Raw genomic sequence first — 17,046 nt, forward strand, 5'->3', positions numbered from 1 at the left:
TGGAGAAAAGTCGTAGCGATTGCACAATTTTGCCGGATTTGCGACATAGAGACCGATCTTCATCCGCCTGTGCAACGGGCGGCAGGACAGTTAATTTAAAGAACAAGGTTAGGACGTTATGAGTTTGATGCCGCCAATTCCGTTCAAGAGCAAACTGAACCGGTTAGTGGCCGGGGCCGCGATATTCGGCTCTGTCATGACGATATCCCTGACCAGCGCATTAGCGCTCGAAACAACCGCGCGCGAAGCCTATCTGATGGATTTCGATACTGGCGCAGTATTGTTGAGCAAGAATGGCGATGCTTTGACAGAACCGGCTTCCATGACCAAGATGATGACAGTTCATTTGCTGTTTGACCGGATTAAGGATGGCAGCCTTTCCCTTGAGGATACATTCCACGTTAGTGAGAAGGCCTGGCGCAAGGGTGGATCGAAAATGTTTGTCGAGGTAAATTCCGACGTTTCGGTCGATGACCTGCTGCATGGGATTATTGTTCAATCAGGTAACGATGCCGCGATCGTCGTCGCCGAAGGTCTGGCCGGTACAGAAGAAGCCTTTGCCGATGAAATGACTGCAGAGGCACGTGAAATCGGAATGACCAAATCGGTATTCAAAAATGCAACGGGTTGGCCTGCTGAAGGCCACGTGGTTACGGCTCACGATCTGGCAATTCTTGCACGCGACACCATCCGGAAGTTTCCCGAGCTTTATAAACTCTATGCGGTGAAAGAATTCACCTATAACGGCATTCGCCAACCGAACCGTAACCCGCTTCTGGGCACCAGTGCCGGCGTTGATGGCATGAAAACCGGTCATACCGAAACGGCAGGATATGGTTTGACGGCAACCGCCGAGCGCGATGGGCGTCGTCTTATTCTTGTTGTTAATGGTCTTGGCTCTGTAAGGGAACGTCGTACGGAATCCCAGAAACTTCTGGATTGGGGTTTTCGCGAATTTGATAACTATGACCTGTTTGACGCCGATGAAGTCGTAAGCAGCGCGAATGTCTGGCTGGGGTCTGAGGCGAAAGTCGATCTGGTAACCAATCAGGATATCCTTTTGACTCTGCCGCGTACCAATCGCGACGATATGAAGGTCTCTGTAGTTTATGAAGGCCCGATTCCTGCACCCGTTACCGCAGGTCAGCAGGTTGCAACCCTCAAAGTAGAAATCCCCGATAATGAGCCACGTGAATTCCCGCTTTATGCTGCATCCGAAGTCGGGCGCCTTGGCTTTATCGGGCGTATCGGTGCTGCAATCAAATATCTGCTGTGGGGAGCAAACGGTTGAACGCGATGCCTGGTTTATTCATCAGCTTTGAAGGCGGTGAAGGCAGCGGCAAAACAACCCAGATACGCCGACTTAAAGAGTGGTTTGGCCTCCGTGGGCACGATGTTGTCGTCACACGAGAACCCGGTGGGTCACCGGGAGCCGAAGAAATCAGGAATCTGTTGCTGACCGGTGATCCGGGACGCTGGGATGCCGTGACAGAAGCGCTTTTGATGTTTGCATCGCGTCGCGATCACGTCGAACGAACCATTCGTCCGGCACTTGCGGCTGGAAAAGTCGTCTTGTGTGATCGATTCGCGGACTCTTCTGTTGCCTATCAGGGCTTTGGTCATGGTCTGGGGCCGGATTACATCCGCAATCTCTGGCAAATTGCGATTGGTGACTTCAAACCGGACCTGACGCTGATTTTCGATCTTCCTGTTGAAGTGGGTTTGAAACGGGCAGGGGCGCGTTTTGCCAATGTCAGTGCCGCCGAGGATCGTTTTGAGCGTATGGGAACAGATTTTCATCAGCGTCTTCGCGACGGCTTTCTCGAGATCGCCAGACATAATCCTGAACGCTGCAAAATCATTGATGCGGATGGTGAAATCGACGTGATTTTCAAACGCGTGATTGCAGCTGTTTCCGACCGATTATTCGCGCAGGGGGCCTGAGCCATGGCCGTCGACAATCTCGAAGAAGACGGGGCATTCCCGACACCTCGCCGCAACGATCATTTCGTGGGTCACGAAGAAGCAGAAAAGACCATTCTGGATGCATGGAACAGTAAACGCATGCATCATGCATGGCTGCTGTGTGGACCTCGCGGGGTTGGCAAGGCGACACTCGCCTATCGTATGGCACGTTTCGTTCTTTCTGGCGGTAATGAGCAGGGCGGCGGGTTGTTTGGTGATGCACCTGAAGGATTGCATGTTGATCCTGAAAACCCCGTATTTCGTCGAATTGCCGGGGGCGGGCACGGAGACCTCAAGGTCATTGAACGCCAGTATGACGAAAAGAAAAAACGCCTTCAGGGTGAAATTACCGTTGATAGCGTTCGTACGGTTGGCAATTTCATGTCAAAAACCGCTGCCGAAGGCGGCTGGCGGATTGTCATCGTGGATGCTGCCGACGAATTGAACCGGAACGCGGCCAACGCGATCCTAAAGGTTCTTGAAGAACCGCCTGCGAACGCGATGATGATCCTGGTTGCGCATCAACCCGGCAAACTTTTGCCGACAATCCGGTCGCGGTGCCGTCGCCTTAACTTGGGTGTCCTTGAGGACCATCAGGTGGTCGAGCTTCTGGGGCGTTATTGCCCGGAGCTTGATCTTGATGATCGTGATGCATTGTCCGGCCTTGCAGAAGGCAGTATTGGCCGGGCGTTGCAACTGTACGATGTTGGCGGGCTTGAATTTTATACCGAAATGGTCCGTCTGCTTGCGGCATTGCCGGATGCTGACGTGCTGGCACAGCATAAATTTGCCGAACGGTTTTCCCCGGCGGATCGCGACGCCGCCTTTGCTACGGTGACGGATCTTCTGCACTGGTGGCTTGGGCGTCTGATCCGCTTTGCAGCAACAGGGCAGGTGCCACGTGAAGTGATTGAGGGGGAATTGCCCGCAATGCAGCGCATGGCCGCTGCGCAACCGCTTGATCAATGGATTGAGGTGTGGGAAAAGATCAGCGAACTGATGAGTGCCACGCGTGGTTTGCATCTTGATCGCAAACAGGCTTTGCTCAATGCATTCTTCATGCTTGAAGAAACCATGCGAAACTGAAAAAAGCACCAATCAACCGGAATTATGACCATAACGGCCCATTTCGGGCCGTTTTGTTTCACGACTTGCGCGAAGGATTTGCGATCATGACCGGGCACAAACAGCCCTATTACATCACAACACCGATCTATTACGTCAATGACAAGCCACATATAGGTCATGCCTATACTACGCTTGCCTGCGATGTGCTGGCCCGCTTCAAGCGCCTGGACGGTTATGATGTGATGTTCCTGACCGGCACCGATGAACACGGTCAGAAGGTCGATAAATCGGCCACGGCCAAAGGCATCGATCCGCAAACCTTTACCGATCAGGTTTCGCAGAATTTCCGCGATCTTGCCGTGCATATGAATTACTCGAATGACGATTTCATTCGCACGACCGAAGAACGTCATAAGAAAGCCTGTCAGGCACTTTGGGATACACTGTTTAAAAAGGGCGAGATTTATCTTGGCTCTTACGACGGTTGGTATTCTGTTCGCGATGAAGCGTTTTACGGCGAAAAGGAACTGATTGAAAAGGATGGGGAAAAGGTTGCACCAACCGGTGCCCCCGTCGAGTGGGTTTCCGAGCCAAGCTATTTCTTCAAGCTGTCGGCCTGGGGGGATCGTCTGTTGAAATTCTATGACGACAACCCCGATTTCATCGCCCCGCAGTCTCGCCGCAATGAAGTGATCAGCTTTGTAAAGGGTGGCATGCATGATTTGTCGGTATCGCGTACCAGTTTCAAGTGGGGCGTGCCGGTACCGGGCGACGAAGATCATGTCATGTATGTCTGGCTTGATGCGCTGACCAACTATCTGACCGCTATCGGTTATCCCGATGGCGATCCGGCCAAGCTCGAAAAGTTCTGGCCTGCAGATCTGCATATGGTTGGAAAGGATATCCTTCGTTTCCACGCTGTTTATTGGCCAGCATTCCTTTTGGCAGCCGGTATTACACCGCCGAAAAGAGTCTTTGCACATGGCTGGTGGACCAATGAGGGGCAGAAAATCTCGAAATCGCTAGGCAATGTGATTGATCCCTACGATCTGACCGATCAATACGGTCTGGATCAGACCCGTTATTTCCTGCTGCGCGAAGTTCCGTTTGGCAATGATGGTGATTTTTCGCACCGTTCGATGGTCAACCGGATGAACAGCGAACTGGCCAACGACCTTGGCAATATGTGCCAGCGCGTTCTGTCCATGATCCACAAGAACTGCGATGCTGTCGTGCCGTCGGCCGGTAAATTTACCGATGCCGATCAGGTCATTCTAGGCAAGGCGCATGGCATGCTGGATACCATACGTCCGCTATTTGACGCGCAGGCGTTCCACAAGGGGATCGAGGCGATCTGGGAACTGGTTGGGGATGCGAACCGTTATGTCGATGAAATGGCACCTTGGGGCCTGAAAAAGACCGATCCGGCACGTATGGAAACGGTTCTTTATGTTCTGGCAGAGGTCATTCGTCATGTCGGCATTCTCGTACAACCGTTAATGCCTGCGTCCGCTGCAAAAATCCTTGATCAACTGGTTTTGCCCGAAGATCAGCGCGGCTTTGAGAAACTCGGACCGGATCACGCTTTGGTCGCCGGTACCAAACTGCCGAAACCCGAAGGAGTTTTCCCGCGTTATGTCGAGGCCGCAGACGAAGGAGATAAGGCATGAATGTCGCTCTTGTCGACAGCCACTGCCATCTGGATTATCCCCAGTTTTCCGATGATCTATCGGGCACGATTGCGCGTGCCCGAAATGCAGGTGTCGGCATGATGGTCAGTATTGGCGTAAAGCTCTCGACATTTGAAAATGTCCGCGCTGTTGCTGCCAAAGCAGATCATATTTATTGCACAGTCGGTGTTCATCCGCATGAGGCCGGCGAGGAGGGGCTTTCATCGCCTGATCGCCTGATTGAAATGGCGTCTGATCCGAAGATTATCGGCATCGGTGAAAGCGGTTTGGACTATTACTATGATAATGCCCCACGAGAAGCGCAGCGTGAAAGCTTTCGCGCGCATATTGCGGCCTGCCGGGAAACCGGTCTGCCATTGATCGTGCATACGCGCGATGCAGATGACGACACGATGGATATCCTTGAGGACGAATATGAAAAGGGGCCGTTTACCGGTGTAATTCACTGTTTCTCGAGCTCGGCAGCACTGGCACAGCGGGCACTTAAGATCGGTTTCTATATTTCCTGCTCGGGCATTATCACATTCAACTCGGCCAAGGAAATTCAGGCGGCCGTTGCCGACGTGCCGCTTGATCGTTTGCTGGTGGAAACCGATGCACCTTATCTGGCTCCAGTCCCGAAACGCGGTAAACCGAACGAGCCAGGTTATGTTGCCCATACTGCCGCAAAACTGGCGCAAATCAAGGATGTCAGCCCGAATGAAATAGCCCGTGCGACCACGGATAATTTCTTTGCCCTGTTTACCAAGGCGGATCGGAATCATCTTCTGTCGCCGGAGGCAGGGGTATAGTGACGAAAATCACCATTCTGGGCTGCGGATCATCAAACGGTGTCCCATCTGTTGGCTTGGGATGGGGAAAATGCAATCCGGAAAACCCCAGGAATCGGCGCCTGAGAAGCTCGATCCTGATTGAGCAGAATGGTAAGAAGATATTGGTCGATGTGACGCCAGATTTTCGGGAGCAGGCACTGCGTCATGATATCAACCATATTGATGCTGTCCTGTTTACCCATGCGCATGCAGATCATGTGCATGGCATAGACGAACTTCGCTGGATCAATGTTGCGATGCATCGTCCGCTTGATATCTATGCGGCACCTGAAACCATTTCGGACATCGACCATCGCTTTGCCTATGTGTTTGAGCCATTGGCCGACGGCATTGATTTTTACTACAAGCCCGTCCTGGTCCCGCATGTCATATCCGGGCCATTCGATGCAGCAGGGGTCCCGATAACCGTTTTTCGTCAGGATCACGGCTATGGCGAGACGCTGGGCTTCAAGGTGGGCAATTTTGCCTATTCAACGGATGTTGTCGATTTCCCTGAAGAATCCCGTGAACATCTGTACGGGCTGGATGTCTGGGTCGTTGACTGTCTGCGCCACAAACCGCATGCCACACACGCACATCTTGAAAAGGCGTTGGAATGGGTTGCGGAGTTCAAACCCAAACAGACTTACTTTACCCATATGAGCATTCTGTTTGATTATGACGAGGCAATGGCCGATACGCCAGATCACGTCGCGCCAGCTTATGATGGTCTCGTCATAAATCTGGACTAAGGAGCGGATGAGTTAACTGCGCAGGGTGCAGCGTTCTACACATGAAAAAGTTCTATAATATATATTATGACAAATAATTTGATGTTTGATTTTAATGCATTACCCGAAACTCGGGTTGCGGGCACTCCAACCCTTTGGAAACATCAGATCATACCACTGAAATGATGTCTAATTTTTTGATATTTCATCACCTTACATCGGCTTCATAAAGTGCTTGATGATTAATGTGCCGATCTGGGTGGCTCGCCACCACCCTTCTCTACAATCACTTCATGATCCAGCAAGGGGGCCACATCGTAGTCGCTGGCATCCATCATCCCGGAAACACGTTGCAGCGCCGCGATCAGAAAGCTTTGCTCCCACTCGTCCAGTGCCTTGAATTTATCGGAAAACCGGTCATGCAGCGCCATAGGCGCACGATCAAGGATACTTCTGCCGTGATCGGTCAGCTGAACGAATACCTTGCGCTTGTCCGAGTTGCCACGTGCGCGCATCACCAAATTCATGGCCTGAAGCCTATCAACAAGCGCGGTAGCCGATGCTTGGGCAAGATTGACCTTGCCTGCAATTTCACCGACGGTCATCTCCCCAAATTCTTCAAGGGATTGCAGGACAATCAGTTGGGATGTCTTAAGCCCCGTGACCTTGCCAAGCTTTTTGGCGTGGATATCACTGGCCCGCAAGATTCGCCGAATTGAAATAAGTGCTTCATGCAACTTGTCCATGCTGCAATTCCGGAATTTGTTGTTCTGACTTCGTAAAGTAATAGCCTTCTACCTGACTGACTGCAATGTTTTCCGCACTATTTCCATAGATATTCGAAGCATAATTCAATCGAATATCGTTAGATCAAAGATCGATTTTTATTTAATCAATGGATTAAAATTGGAAACGCGGATCGAACTTTAATTGATTTAAATCAAATAGATAAAACATTTCACGATTTCGTCACGTCGGCCATGTTGACCTTTTTATATCGATGTTCTATATATTTGTCGCGACATGAAAGATCGCGTATCGAAATAATGAGGCAGATAGACCGATGAAAATTGCCACCACAAGCGGCAATCGCGGCCACAAAGCCAATCTTACGATCCGAAAACCAAAGGCCGTAGACGGTGCCGCAGTCAATGAGCTGATTGCTGAATGCAAACCGCTGGATGAAAATTCCGTTTATTGCAATCTTCTGCAGTGTTCGCATTTTGCTGATACCTGCGTGATTGCAGAACTTGATGGTCAACCTGCCGGTTTCGTTTCCGGCTACATTGTTCCCGAAAACCCTGAACGCCTGTTCATCTGGCAGGTTGCCGTGTCTCCTAAGGCACGCGGCTTGAAGCTGGCGAAATCCATGATCCTCGAAATTCTGGACCGTCCGATCTGCCATAATGTGACCGAGCTGCAGACGACGATTACGTCGTCAAATGCGCCGTCACAGGGAGTTTTCCGTTCTGTTGCACGCGAACTCGAAACAGAGGTCAAGCGCAAGGTTCTGTTCGAACGCGAAACACACTTCGACGGTGCCGCCGCCAGTGAAATACTCTGGCAGATAGGTCCATTCGAACGTGCCGATGTGGCACGCGTCGCTGCCTGATTGCCTGACCAACATTTTCCTGCATCCTGATACCATTTAACTGGAACAACCGGCCCGTCCGGACGTTTGGCATGGCAGGACCATTTTTTATTTTCCCAATCAAAAGAGGGAATTATGACTGTATTTGATCGTCTTGAGTCGGAAGTCCAGAGCTATGCCCGCTCCTTCCCCGTTACCTTTGAAAAGGCTGACGGTGCTTGGCTGACCGATACTGACGGTAAACGCTATCTCGACTTCCTTGCCGGCGCCGGCAGCTTGAACTATGGCCATAACCATCCAGTACTGCAGGAAAAACTGATTGATTATATCAAGTCGAACGGCATTACCCATGGCCTCGACATGCACACCAAGGCCAAGGCAGCTTTCCTTGAAGCCATGGAAAGCAAAGTCCTCAAACCGCGTAATATGGATTACAAAATCCAGTTCACCGGCCCGACAGGCACAAACGCCGTTGAAGCAGCGCTTAAACTTGCACGCCGCGTTAAAGGCCGTGAAACCGTGATTTCATTCACTAACGGCTTCCACGGTGTGACGCTTGGCGCGCTTGCCATCACGGGTAACGAACATCACCGTGGTGCAGCGGGTGTATCGCTTGATAACGCGGTCGCCGTACCGTTCGACGGTTACATGGGAGACGGTGCCGACACGACCGAGTATCTGGACCGCGTCCTTGGTGACAATTCGAGCGGCATTGCCCTGCCCGCCGCCGTTATTGTCGAAACCGTTCAGGGCGAAGGTGGCCTGAATGCTGCTGATTTCGGTTGGTTGCAGAAACTTGAACAGGTTTGCCGCAAGCATGACATCCTGCTGATCGTTGATGACATTCAGGCAGGTTGCGGTCGTACCGGGACTTTCTTCAGCTTTGAACCGGCCGGTATCAAGCCTGACATGGTGACTCTGTCGAAATCGCTGTCGGCTTATGGCTTGCCACTGGCTGTTGTTCTGATAAAGCCTGAATATGATGTCTGGCATCCGGGTGAACATAACGGGACGTTCCGTGGCAATAACCATGCTTTCGTAACTGCTACTGCTGCACTTGATCATTTCTGGTCGGACGAGAAGTTCGTGACAGAAGTCCATGATAAAGCTGATTTCCTGGGCAAGCGTCTTGAACAGATTGCCGAGCGTTATGGCGACGGAAAAATCTATCGTAAAGGCCGCGGCCTGATGCAGGGCATTTGCTTTGAAAGCGGTGAAGTCGCATCCAAAGTTACGAAGGAATGTTTCGTGCACAATCTGGTTATCGAAACCAGCGGCCCGGAAGACGAAGTCGTCAAATGCCTTGTGCCCTTAATCATTTCCAAGGACGATCTGGCCCACGGCCTTGATATTCTGGAAATGGCTACCGCCAAGGCAATGGGTAAGGAAATTGTCGCGCCAAAGGCTGCTGCTGAATGATTTTATCGGGGCGACATCACGATGTCGCCCTGCCCCACAGTTCAAATTAAATCAAAGAGTTATGCATGATTGTTCGTACACTGAAAGAATGTGAAGCATCCGGTCGCCGTATCGTCGCCGAAAACTGGGAAAGCACCCGTCTGTCGCTTGCCGATGATGGCATGGGATTCTCGTTCCACATCACCACGATCTATGCCGGCACCGAGACCGAGATTTGCTACGCTAACCATTTCGAGACCGTCTATTGCATTTCTGGTAATGGCGAAGTCGAAACCATAGCGGACGGCAAGAAATACAAGATCGTGCCTGGCACCGTTTACATCCTGAATAAGCATGATCGCCATTATCTGCGTGGCGGCACCGAGGATATGGTGGTTGCATGCGCCTTCAATCCGCCGCTTAACGGGCGTGAAACCCACGATGAAAACGGTGTTTATCCGCTAAATGGTGATGCACTCGCCAGCTAGGGCTTTTGCTTTTTTGGGGCGGCCATCACGGTCCGCCCCAAACTTTAAATACACAGACTTTTCAAGGAAACGCCCCCAAAGGAGGCACCATGCTTTCAGCCCAGAAAAAGACTGTCGCAAAAACGGACGCTGGGCATAGCGTTCACAAGATCGGCGGAACATCGATGTCGCAGGTCGCAGCCGTAATGGATAACATCCTGGTCGGCAACCGCAGCGATCACGAACTTTATAACCGCGTTTTTGTGGTTTCGGCCTATGGCGGTTTTACCGACATGTTGCTGGAAAACAAGAAAACCGGTGAAGCTGGCGTTTATCAGCTTTATGCCGGCTCGGAAACCGATTGGGCCTGGGGTGATGCCCTGACCAAGGTCTCTGAAAAGATGTGTGCGATTAACGAAGAAATCTTTGGTGATGCGCCTGAACTCAAGCTAGCCAATGCATTTGTTCAAGAACGTATAGAGGGAACACGCAGCTGCCTGATGGACCTGCACCGGCTGTGCAGTTTCGGGCATTTCAAACTTGAAAAGCACCTGCTGACTGTTCGCGAAATGCTAAGCGCAATCGGCGAATCACACAGCGCACACAACACGATGCTGTTGCTGCGTGCCAAGGGTGTGAATGCGGTTTTTGCCGACCTGTCGGGCTGGCGCGAGCCGGAAGCATCGACACTCGACGGACGTATCGAAAAGGTATTTTCCGATATCGATATTCCAAGCCAGTTGCCGATTGCAACGGGGTACGCCCAGTGCAGCGAAGGCTTGATGAGCATTTATGGCCGAGGTTACAGCGAAGTGACATTTTCGCGTATCGCTTGCCTGACGAAGGCACGTGAAGCGATCATTCACAAGGAATTCCACCTTTCGAGTGCTGATCCGCGCATTGTTGGCAAAGATGCCGTGCGTCCGATCGGTCGCACCAGCTATGACGTGGCCGATCAATTGTCGAACATGGGGATGGAAGCCATTCACCCACGTGCGGCCAAGGGGCTGCGTCAGAATGACATTCCGCTTCGGATAGCCAATACGTTTGAACCCGAACATCCAGGTACGGTCATCGACGATCATTGGGATCCGGATGACAGCCGTGTTGAAATTGTTACCGGTGTACCGACGGCATTCGAAATTGAGGTATTCAATCAGGATATGGTTGGCGTTGCGGGTGGCGAAGAGACCATTCTCAGCGTTTTGAAACGCTTCAAGGTGCCAACCGTAACCAAGAACCTGAACGCCAATACGATCACGCATTATGTCTCGGCCCCGCTTAAGCAGATCCGTCGTTGCGTTGACGAGATTGAAGCCGCGCAACCCGAAGCCAGCGTAAAAACGCGCAAGGTCGCGATTGTGTCTGTGATCGGCGCCAATATCGATCAACCGGGCCTGTTTGCCCGCGCGGTTGGTATTCTGGATGCAGACGGCATCGAACTGGTCGCAAGCCACTATCCCAGCCGCCGTGTTGATCTTCAGTTCGTGGTTGCCGAAGGCGACTTCAACAAGGCAATCAAGGCGCTGCATCGTGGATTGATCGAAGGCAAAAGCGCCAAATCCGACGATAAAGGCGAAGACAAGCAGTCAGAGCTTGCAGCAGCCTGATCATAATCGGCGAAGACTGATATCCAAAACCCGCTTGCATGATGCTGGCGGGTTTTCTTTTGTCTGATTCCACAGCTTGCCACACGAGACGCGCCGCGTTACGACAGAACAAACAAGTCACACGAAAATGCGGGACGATCCAAACATGACTGACCATAACAGCAAGGCGATCAACGAATTACTGGATGTCATGGCCAAACTACGTGATCCGGATAGTGGCTGTCCCTGGGATCTGGAACAAAATTTTGAGACCATTGCCCCCTACACGATCGAGGAGGCTTATGAAGTTGCCGATGCTATCGCCCAAGGCGATATGAAAGAACTGCGCGAGGAACTCGGCGATTTATTGTTGCAGGTTGTTTTTCATTCGCAAATGGCAGCAGAAAAAGGTCATTTCACCTTTGAAGATGTTGCGAACAGCATTGTATCAAAGATGACTGAACGTCATCCGCATGTCTTTGGTGATGGCGATGCCAAAACCACGGAGGGCGTCAACCAGACATGGGAAAAAATCAAGGCTGCGGAGCGGGCTCAAAAGGCAGAAACAAAAGGTAACGAGCGCCACAGTGCCCTTGACGGAGTAGCAAGCGCCCTGCCCGCGTTGATGCGAGCCGAAAAATTGACAAAGCGTGCTGCCCGTGTGGGCTTTGACTGGCCTTCCATGAACGAGGTTTTTGATAAACTGCATGAAGAAATCGGCGAGTTGCAGGCCGAGCTGACTGAAAACCCCGATCAGGATCGGATTGAGGACGAACTTGGTGACATGTTGTTCGTCATGGCCAATCTGTCGCGGAAGCTGGGAGTCGACCCGGAGGTCGCGCTGCGTCGCGCGAACGTGAAATTCACACGACGTTTTCATTTTATCGAAAACGAGCTGGCCCGCGATGGACGAAGTGCAAGCCAATCTGATCTGGAAGAAATGGACATGCTATGGAATGAAGCGAAAAAGGCCGAGCATAATACCGGTTAAATGGCAAAAAACCAGAAACTAGCCGAATAGAGGCAGCAAAAGCTCGTTCATTTCCGCCCAAAGTTCCGGCGAAGATGCACACAGCAACCCGGGCGCATTACCACTAGCGTGATATTCATCTGATCCGGCGGCAGTGATATATCTGGCAACACCGCCTGCTTCACGCACCAGCAAAGTTCCCGGAGCATGGTCCCAGGGCTTTAGATTTCGATAGGCACAGAAGTCGAACAAGCCCTGTGCAATCTCCTGATATTCTGCCCCGCAACAAGAATAGTGGGCAATTCCATCAAAGAAATCGAGATGGCCGTAATATTTTCGAATGCGATCCCGTGCAAACGAGATCAGGAAACCTTTTGCGTCTTTTGCAGCCAGAATGTTTGACCGAACACGAACAGGGGAACCGTTATGATATGTTCCCGCCCCTTTTTCAGCCACAGTTGAGAAACCTTCAAGCGGATCAATAATCCATGCCGCAACCGTTTCGCCACCATGATAAAGCGCAACCATGCATCGAAACGGTTGGCGATGATGAGCAAAATTCTTGGTGCCATCGACAGGGTCGATGATCCAGATCGGCGCATCATCGCCAAACACACGTTCCGGCAACTTTGGATCGGCATGTGCTGCCTCTTCACCAAGAGCAACACTACCGGGCAAGAGGTCGCAAAACCGCTTTGTAAGAACGCGTTCTGCCTCGGTATCGGCAATCGTTACCAAATCCATTGCATGGGTTTTGGTATCGATATCGTCTTTCCCCAACTGGCCAAACCGCGGTGCGATCTCCTCGGCCGATACTTCACGGATAATCTCCGTAACCTTATCCATATCGACGCTGAGCACACTTTGTTCCTTTCCAGTCTGGGGTCGTCCAAGAGACATCTTAGATCAAATGCGGATCAAACCCGGATTTTGCGCACCAATCCTCGAAACGTCCGACGCGGCTGTCATCAATACGGACCTGTATTGATATACCATCATCACCTTCCAGACGCTTGAGCACTTCCCCCTGCTCATACAGGCGTGCCAATGCCTTGCCATCCGAATAGGGAACAAGCAGTTCGAAAACGGGCATGTCCTCTGTGAGACGATCCTCGATCAGTGCGAGCAACGCATCACAGTTCGTGCCCTTCATCGCCGAAATCGCAATCGTATTGGCATTACGTGCCGAATATTCCTGCACTGCGATCAGTTCTTCGCCTCCAAGCTGATCGCATTTGTTCAGCGCCTCGACAAGTTCTTCACCGTCGATTGCCTTCTGAAGACCAAGTGCCTTCAAAACTTCAAGCACGTCCAGCTTCTGTGCTTCGGCCTCATGCGAAGATGCATCACGCACATGCACAATCAAATCGGCTTCCAGCACTTCTTCAAGCGTCGCCCTGAACGCTGCAACCAGATCGTGCGGCAAATCCGAAACGAACCCGACAGTATCAGACAGAATCACTTTTCGACCGCTTGGCAGTTCAAGGCCACGCATGGTCGGGTCCAAGGTCGCAAACAGCATGTCCTCGGCAAACACATCAGAAACGGTCAACTGGTTGAACAATGTTGACTTGCCTGCGTTGGTATAACCAACAAGTGCAACAATCGGATAAGGAACCCGACGACGTGCTTCGCGGTGAAGTTCACGCGTCCGTTTGACTTCTTCAAGTTCGCGACGCAGTTTGGCCAGCTTATCACCGATCAAACGACGGTCGATCTCGATCTGACGTTCACCCGGACCGGCAAGGAAGCCACGACCGCCACGCTGGCGTTCAAGGTGAGTCCATGTCCGAACCAGGCGAGACTTCTGATAGCTTAGCAAAGCCAGCTGAACCTGCAGGCGCCCTTCACGAGTGCGCGCACGATCAGCAAATATTTCGAGAATAAGGCCCGTCCGGTCAATGACCTTGCATTTCCATTCCCGTTCCAGATTACGTTGCTGGATCGGGGATAGCTGGCCATTGATCATGACAATGTCGGCTTCTTCGGCTTTGATCCGATCGCCAAGGCGTTCAACGACACCTGTCCCGAACAGAGTGGCCGGGCGTGTTTTTGCAATGGGCACAACATCTGCGCCCACTACTTCAAAATCCAGTGCGCCGGTCAGGCTGACGGCTTCTTCCAGTCGCGACGATGCGTCGCGCCAGGATCCAGCTTGATCCGCACGTTTCAGTTCCGGATGGAAAACGAGGACCCGGGGGCTGTCATCGTCGCCGTTAGCCCCCGCAGTCAAAGATTCGTTAGCTATTTTCTTCGTCCGTTGCAGGCTGGCTCGGATCAAACAGTTTAATCGGCGTCGTCGGCATTACCGTCGAAATCGCATGTTTGTATACGAGCTGGGTGTGAGCATCGCGCCGCAGCAAAACAGAGAAATTGTCAAACCAGGTAATGATGCCCTGCAATTTGACTCCGTTGACCAGAAACACGGTAACCGGCGTTTTGTTTTTACGGCAATAATTCAGGAATACGTCCTGAACATTTTGTGATTTTTCCGCCATTGGTTAGACCTAGCCTTCTTTTATGAGCGTTTTTATCGTTTCGGGCGGTCAAGGAAAAATGCAGAACCGACGACTTTTCGGTCTGTTACGGCTCCGGCCCCATTTTTATGACCTGATTGAACTATAAGACTTTCGCAAAGCTTTTTACAAGCCTTACGAGCGCATCGCAATCGGGGAAATGCCAATCCGGGCTAAGAGTCGCGGAATTCGTGGCATCGCCATGACCGGTAATTTCATCACCAATCAGTATCGCAGTCGCGCCAACATTGCGCGCGCACTGAATATCGACCACGCTATCCCCTACAAACCACAGATTCTCATATTGCGCCGCAGCAGAGTCGCCCATTGCCAAATGGACCGGATCAGCTGCCGGTTTGTCATTTTCGGCATCGGTGGCACCTACGACACCACCAAAAAAATGCCCCCAATCAAGATGGGTAACTTCCGAACGCAAAAAATCCCCGTTCTTGTTGCTGACCACACCAAGATAGGCACCACTATCGCGAAGTGCGCACAAAAGATCATGAGCACCCGCCAATGGTGTAAGCGTTTCCAGATGAATTGCCTTGAAATGGGCATAGAACCGATCCTTGGCCTCTTCCCAGCGGTCTTCGCCAAACAGGGTCGGGAAACTGTCACGTAACGAACGTGCTACGCGCGTTTTCGTCTCGACCAAGTCCCAACGATCCTTGCCAAAATCATCAAATGTCAGATTGAGCGCGGCCTGAATGGTTTCCCAGCTATCAACCAGCGTATTGTCCCAATCAAAAATGACGGCCTTGGGCGGTAATGGCATTTTGTCTGTCATGATAATATCCGGGTGACGCGATCAAATTAATTTGTATGAGAAATGTTGTAAGGAATTGGTTTTCTAGAAATATTCCAGCCGAACTGCGAACATTTTCTCTACCTTCTTGATCTGTTCGGACCCGGCAAAAACCACGATACGATCATTTGCTTCGATCACGGTATTTGCGCGCGGCATCACGACTTCGCCGTCTCGCAGAATCGCTCCGAAAACCACCCCGGCCGGCATGGCGATATCCTTGATCGCCTTGCCAACAATCGGTGCGGTTTCGAGCGCTTCGGCTTCCAGAACCTCGCCAAATCCTTCCGAAAGACTATGCACTGCACGAATTCGACCTCGGCGCACATGATGCAGTATGGTCGAAACCGTCGTCATACGTGGGCTGATGACAACATCAATGCCAAGTTCGGACACAAGCGACGTATAGGTACTTTTGTTAATCAGGGTCAGTGCCCGCGGACAGCCATAACGTTTCGCCAGAAGCGATGACAGGATATTGGTTTCGTCATCATTGGTAAGTGCAACAACGGCCTCAGCATTGCCGACATTGGCCTCTTCGAGCAATTCCGGATCAAGCACATCCCCGCGCAGAACCACGCTTTTTTTGGGGAGCTTCTGCGCAACGAAACGGGCACGTTCCGGATCAGCCTCAATCAGACGAGTGGTGACACCGGGGAAGTTCTGGTTGATTTCCTCGGCGAGAAACAGGGCGATGTTACCGCCACCGAATATCACAATCCGTCTTGCTTCCGGATCTTCGTGGCCAAAGGCCGACATGGCGCGATCTACCTGATCGCTTGATACAGCCAGATAAACCAGATCCCCCGCCAGCATCTGATCATCGCCCTTGGGATAAACCGGTTTATCATTACGTATCATACCCAGGATCGAAATATTCAGATCCGGGAAAAGCTGATGCAATTGCCGAAGTGGCGTGTTGATCACCGGACAATCTTCGTTGCATCGCAAACCAAGGATTTTAACCTTATCATCTGCAAACGGGATCATATCAAAAGCTCCCGGTGCGCGCAGTCGGCGCGCAACGGCCCGGGCAACTTCCATTTCCGGGGAAATGACAACGTCGATGGGTAGCTTTTCCCGGCCAAACAGGCTGGCCCATTCCGGTTGCAGATAGGTCTGGCTACGAATACGGGCGATTTTTGTCGGCACATTGAAAAGCGAATGCGCAACCTGACAGGCCGTCATATTGACTTCGTCGGCAAAGGTCACAGCGATCAGCATGTCGGCCTCGTCTGCCCCAGCCTGTTGCAATACATCAGGATGCGACCCGAAACCGATGATACCTTTGACCTCCAGCGTATCGGAAATCTTGCGAACAAGCTCTTCCGACTGGTCGATAACCGTCACATCATTGTTTTCGGCAGCAAGATATTTGGCAATATGGAACCCCACCTGCCCGGCGCCGCAAATGATGACCTTCATTGTTTCGTCTCCCGT

General features: G+C 51.7%; 17 protein-coding genes. 11 read left to right on the top strand and 6 right to left on the bottom strand.

Translation table 11 applies throughout. The annotated features are described in order from the left end of the window. Positions 1 to 118 precede the first annotated feature (118 nt). From LG297_RS09970 to LG297_RS09995, 6 genes are all read left to right on the top strand, one after another. Positions 119 to 1,291, top strand: coding sequence for a D-alanyl-D-alanine carboxypeptidase family protein (locus tag LG297_RS09970; RefSeq protein WP_404426755.1), 1,173 nt, complete (start codon positions 119 to 121; stop codon positions 1,289 to 1,291). Further along, entirely contained in the window at positions 1,288 to 1,944 is a 657-nt protein-coding gene (tmk, locus tag LG297_RS09975) for a dTMP kinase (RefSeq protein WP_404426756.1), read from the top strand. Before LG297_RS09970 ends, tmk begins: the two co-directional genes overlap by 4 nt. Before the next feature lie 3 nt (positions 1,945 to 1,947). Next, positions 1,948 to 3,051, top strand: a complete 1,104-nt coding sequence (locus tag LG297_RS09980) for a DNA polymerase III subunit delta' (RefSeq protein WP_404426757.1) — start codon at positions 1,948 to 1,950, stop codon at positions 3,049 to 3,051. 86 nt (positions 3,052 to 3,137) lie between these two features. Beyond that, the gene (gene metG, locus LG297_RS09985; protein WP_404426758.1) at positions 3,138 to 4,703 is read left to right on the top strand and encodes a methionine--tRNA ligase; all 1,566 of its coding nucleotides are present in this window, start codon (positions 3,138 to 3,140) and stop codon (positions 4,701 to 4,703) included. Further along, positions 4,700 to 5,515, top strand: coding sequence for a TatD family hydrolase (locus tag LG297_RS09990; RefSeq protein WP_404426759.1), 816 nt, complete (start codon positions 4,700 to 4,702; stop codon positions 5,513 to 5,515). Before metG ends, LG297_RS09990 begins: the two co-directional genes overlap by 4 nt. Continuing rightward, positions 5,515 to 6,288 (top strand): MBL fold metallo-hydrolase, encoded by a 774-nt coding sequence (locus tag LG297_RS09995; protein WP_404426760.1) that lies wholly within the window; start codon positions 5,515 to 5,517, stop codon positions 6,286 to 6,288. Before LG297_RS09990 ends, LG297_RS09995 begins: the two co-directional genes overlap by 1 nt. A gap of 221 nt (positions 6,289 to 6,509) precedes the next feature. Here the strand turns inward: LG297_RS09995 and LG297_RS10000 are convergent, their stop codons facing one another. After that, positions 6,510 to 7,013: a MarR family winged helix-turn-helix transcriptional regulator gene (locus LG297_RS10000; RefSeq protein WP_404426761.1), complete on the bottom strand. Its 504-nt coding sequence runs from the start codon at positions 7,011 to 7,013 to the stop codon at positions 6,510 to 6,512. Between the two features lie 317 nt (positions 7,014 to 7,330). On the opposite strand from LG297_RS10000, the gene ectA reads away from it, so the two are divergent. The 5 genes from ectA to mazG all read left to right on the top strand — a co-directional run bounded on the left by ectA (position 7,331) and on the right by mazG (position 12,303). Continuing rightward, positions 7,331 to 7,879, top strand: a complete 549-nt coding sequence (ectA, locus tag LG297_RS10005) for a diaminobutyrate acetyltransferase (RefSeq protein ID WP_062948838.1) — start codon at positions 7,331 to 7,333, stop codon at positions 7,877 to 7,879. 114 nt (positions 7,880 to 7,993) lie between these two features. Continuing rightward, positions 7,994 to 9,277 (top strand): diaminobutyrate--2-oxoglutarate transaminase, encoded by a 1,284-nt coding sequence (ectB, locus tag LG297_RS10010; RefSeq protein ID WP_404426762.1) that lies wholly within the window; start codon positions 7,994 to 7,996, stop codon positions 9,275 to 9,277. A gap of 65 nt (positions 9,278 to 9,342) precedes the next feature. Further along, positions 9,343 to 9,744, top strand: coding sequence for an ectoine synthase (locus LG297_RS10015; RefSeq protein ID WP_404426763.1), 402 nt, complete (start codon positions 9,343 to 9,345; stop codon positions 9,742 to 9,744). Positions 9,745 to 9,833: 89 nt separating this feature from the next. Continuing rightward, a complete protein-coding gene (locus LG297_RS10020; RefSeq protein ID WP_404426764.1) occupies positions 9,834 to 11,333 on the top strand; it encodes an aspartate kinase in 1,500 nt (499 codons plus the stop codon). Positions 11,334 to 11,478: 145 nt separating this feature from the next. Further along, the gene (gene mazG / locus LG297_RS10025) at positions 11,479 to 12,303 is read left to right on the top strand and encodes a nucleoside triphosphate pyrophosphohydrolase (RefSeq protein WP_404426765.1); all 825 of its coding nucleotides are present in this window, start codon (positions 11,479 to 11,481) and stop codon (positions 12,301 to 12,303) included. Between the two features lie 18 nt (positions 12,304 to 12,321). On the opposite strand, the gene LG297_RS10030 is transcribed toward mazG, so the two are convergent. The 5 genes from LG297_RS10030 to trkA all read right to left on the bottom strand — a co-directional run bounded on the left by LG297_RS10030 (position 12,322) and on the right by trkA (position 17,031). Beyond that, positions 12,322 to 13,143 carry an inositol monophosphatase family protein gene (locus tag LG297_RS10030; RefSeq protein ID WP_404426766.1) on the bottom strand — a complete coding sequence of 274 codons (822 nt, stop codon included), beginning with the start codon at positions 13,141 to 13,143 and terminating at the stop codon, positions 12,322 to 12,324. Between the two features lie 40 nt (positions 13,144 to 13,183). Continuing rightward, entirely contained in the window at positions 13,184 to 14,515 is a 1,332-nt protein-coding gene (hflX, locus tag LG297_RS10035; RefSeq protein WP_404426767.1) for a GTPase HflX, read from the bottom strand. Between the two features lie 7 nt (positions 14,516 to 14,522). Continuing rightward, positions 14,523 to 14,780, bottom strand: coding sequence for an RNA chaperone Hfq (gene hfq / locus LG297_RS10040; RefSeq protein WP_007089557.1), 258 nt, complete (start codon positions 14,778 to 14,780; stop codon positions 14,523 to 14,525). Between the two features lie 121 nt (positions 14,781 to 14,901). After that, positions 14,902 to 15,588: an HAD family hydrolase gene (locus LG297_RS10045; RefSeq protein ID WP_404426768.1), complete on the bottom strand. Its 687-nt coding sequence runs from the start codon at positions 15,586 to 15,588 to the stop codon at positions 14,902 to 14,904. A 63-nt stretch (positions 15,589 to 15,651) separates the two neighbouring features. Next, positions 15,652 to 17,031 (bottom strand): Trk system potassium transporter TrkA, encoded by a 1,380-nt coding sequence (gene trkA, locus LG297_RS10050; protein WP_007089555.1) that lies wholly within the window; start codon positions 17,029 to 17,031, stop codon positions 15,652 to 15,654. Positions 17,032 to 17,046: the final 15 nt, after the last annotated feature.

Origin of the sequence: Thalassospira australica (assembly GCF_044790785.1) — a bacterium.
Classification (GTDB): domain Bacteria; phylum Pseudomonadota; class Alphaproteobacteria; order Rhodospirillales; family Thalassospiraceae; genus Thalassospira; species Thalassospira australica_A.

Bases quoted from the DNA above. Each gene is read 5' to 3' on its own strand.
- LG297_RS09970 (WP_404426755.1), top strand. From the start codon at position 119: ATGAGTTTGATGCCGCCAATTCCGTTCAAGAGCAAACTGAACCGGTTA.
- metG (WP_404426758.1), top strand. From the start codon at position 3,138: ATGACCGGGCACAAACAGCCCTATTACATCACAACACCGATCTATTAC.
- LG297_RS10000 (WP_404426761.1), bottom strand. From the start codon at position 7,013: ATGGACAAGTTGCATGAAGCACTTATTTCAATTCGGCGAATCTTGCGG.
- LG297_RS10015 (WP_404426763.1), top strand. From the start codon at position 9,343: ATGATTGTTCGTACACTGAAAGAATGTGAAGCATCCGGTCGCCGTATC.
- mazG (WP_404426765.1), top strand. From the start codon at position 11,479: ATGACTGACCATAACAGCAAGGCGATCAACGAATTACTGGATGTCATG.
- LG297_RS10045 (WP_404426768.1), bottom strand. From the start codon at position 15,588: ATGACAGACAAAATGCCATTACCGCCCAAGGCCGTCATTTTTGATTGG.
- LG297_RS09980 (WP_404426757.1), top strand. From the start codon at position 1,948: ATGGCCGTCGACAATCTCGAAGAAGACGGGGCATTCCCGACACCTCGC.
- trkA (WP_007089555.1), bottom strand. From the start codon at position 17,031: ATGAAGGTCATCATTTGCGGCGCCGGGCAGGTGGGGTTCCATATTGCC.
- hfq (WP_007089557.1), bottom strand. From the start codon at position 14,780: ATGGCGGAAAAATCACAAAATGTTCAGGACGTATTCCTGAATTATTGC.
- LG297_RS09990 (WP_404426759.1), top strand. From the start codon at position 4,700: ATGAATGTCGCTCTTGTCGACAGCCACTGCCATCTGGATTATCCCCAG.
- ectB (WP_404426762.1), top strand. From the start codon at position 7,994: ATGACTGTATTTGATCGTCTTGAGTCGGAAGTCCAGAGCTATGCCCGC.
- ectA (WP_062948838.1), top strand. From the start codon at position 7,331: ATGAAAATTGCCACCACAAGCGGCAATCGCGGCCACAAAGCCAATCTT.
- LG297_RS10020 (WP_404426764.1), top strand. From the start codon at position 9,834: ATGCTTTCAGCCCAGAAAAAGACTGTCGCAAAAACGGACGCTGGGCAT.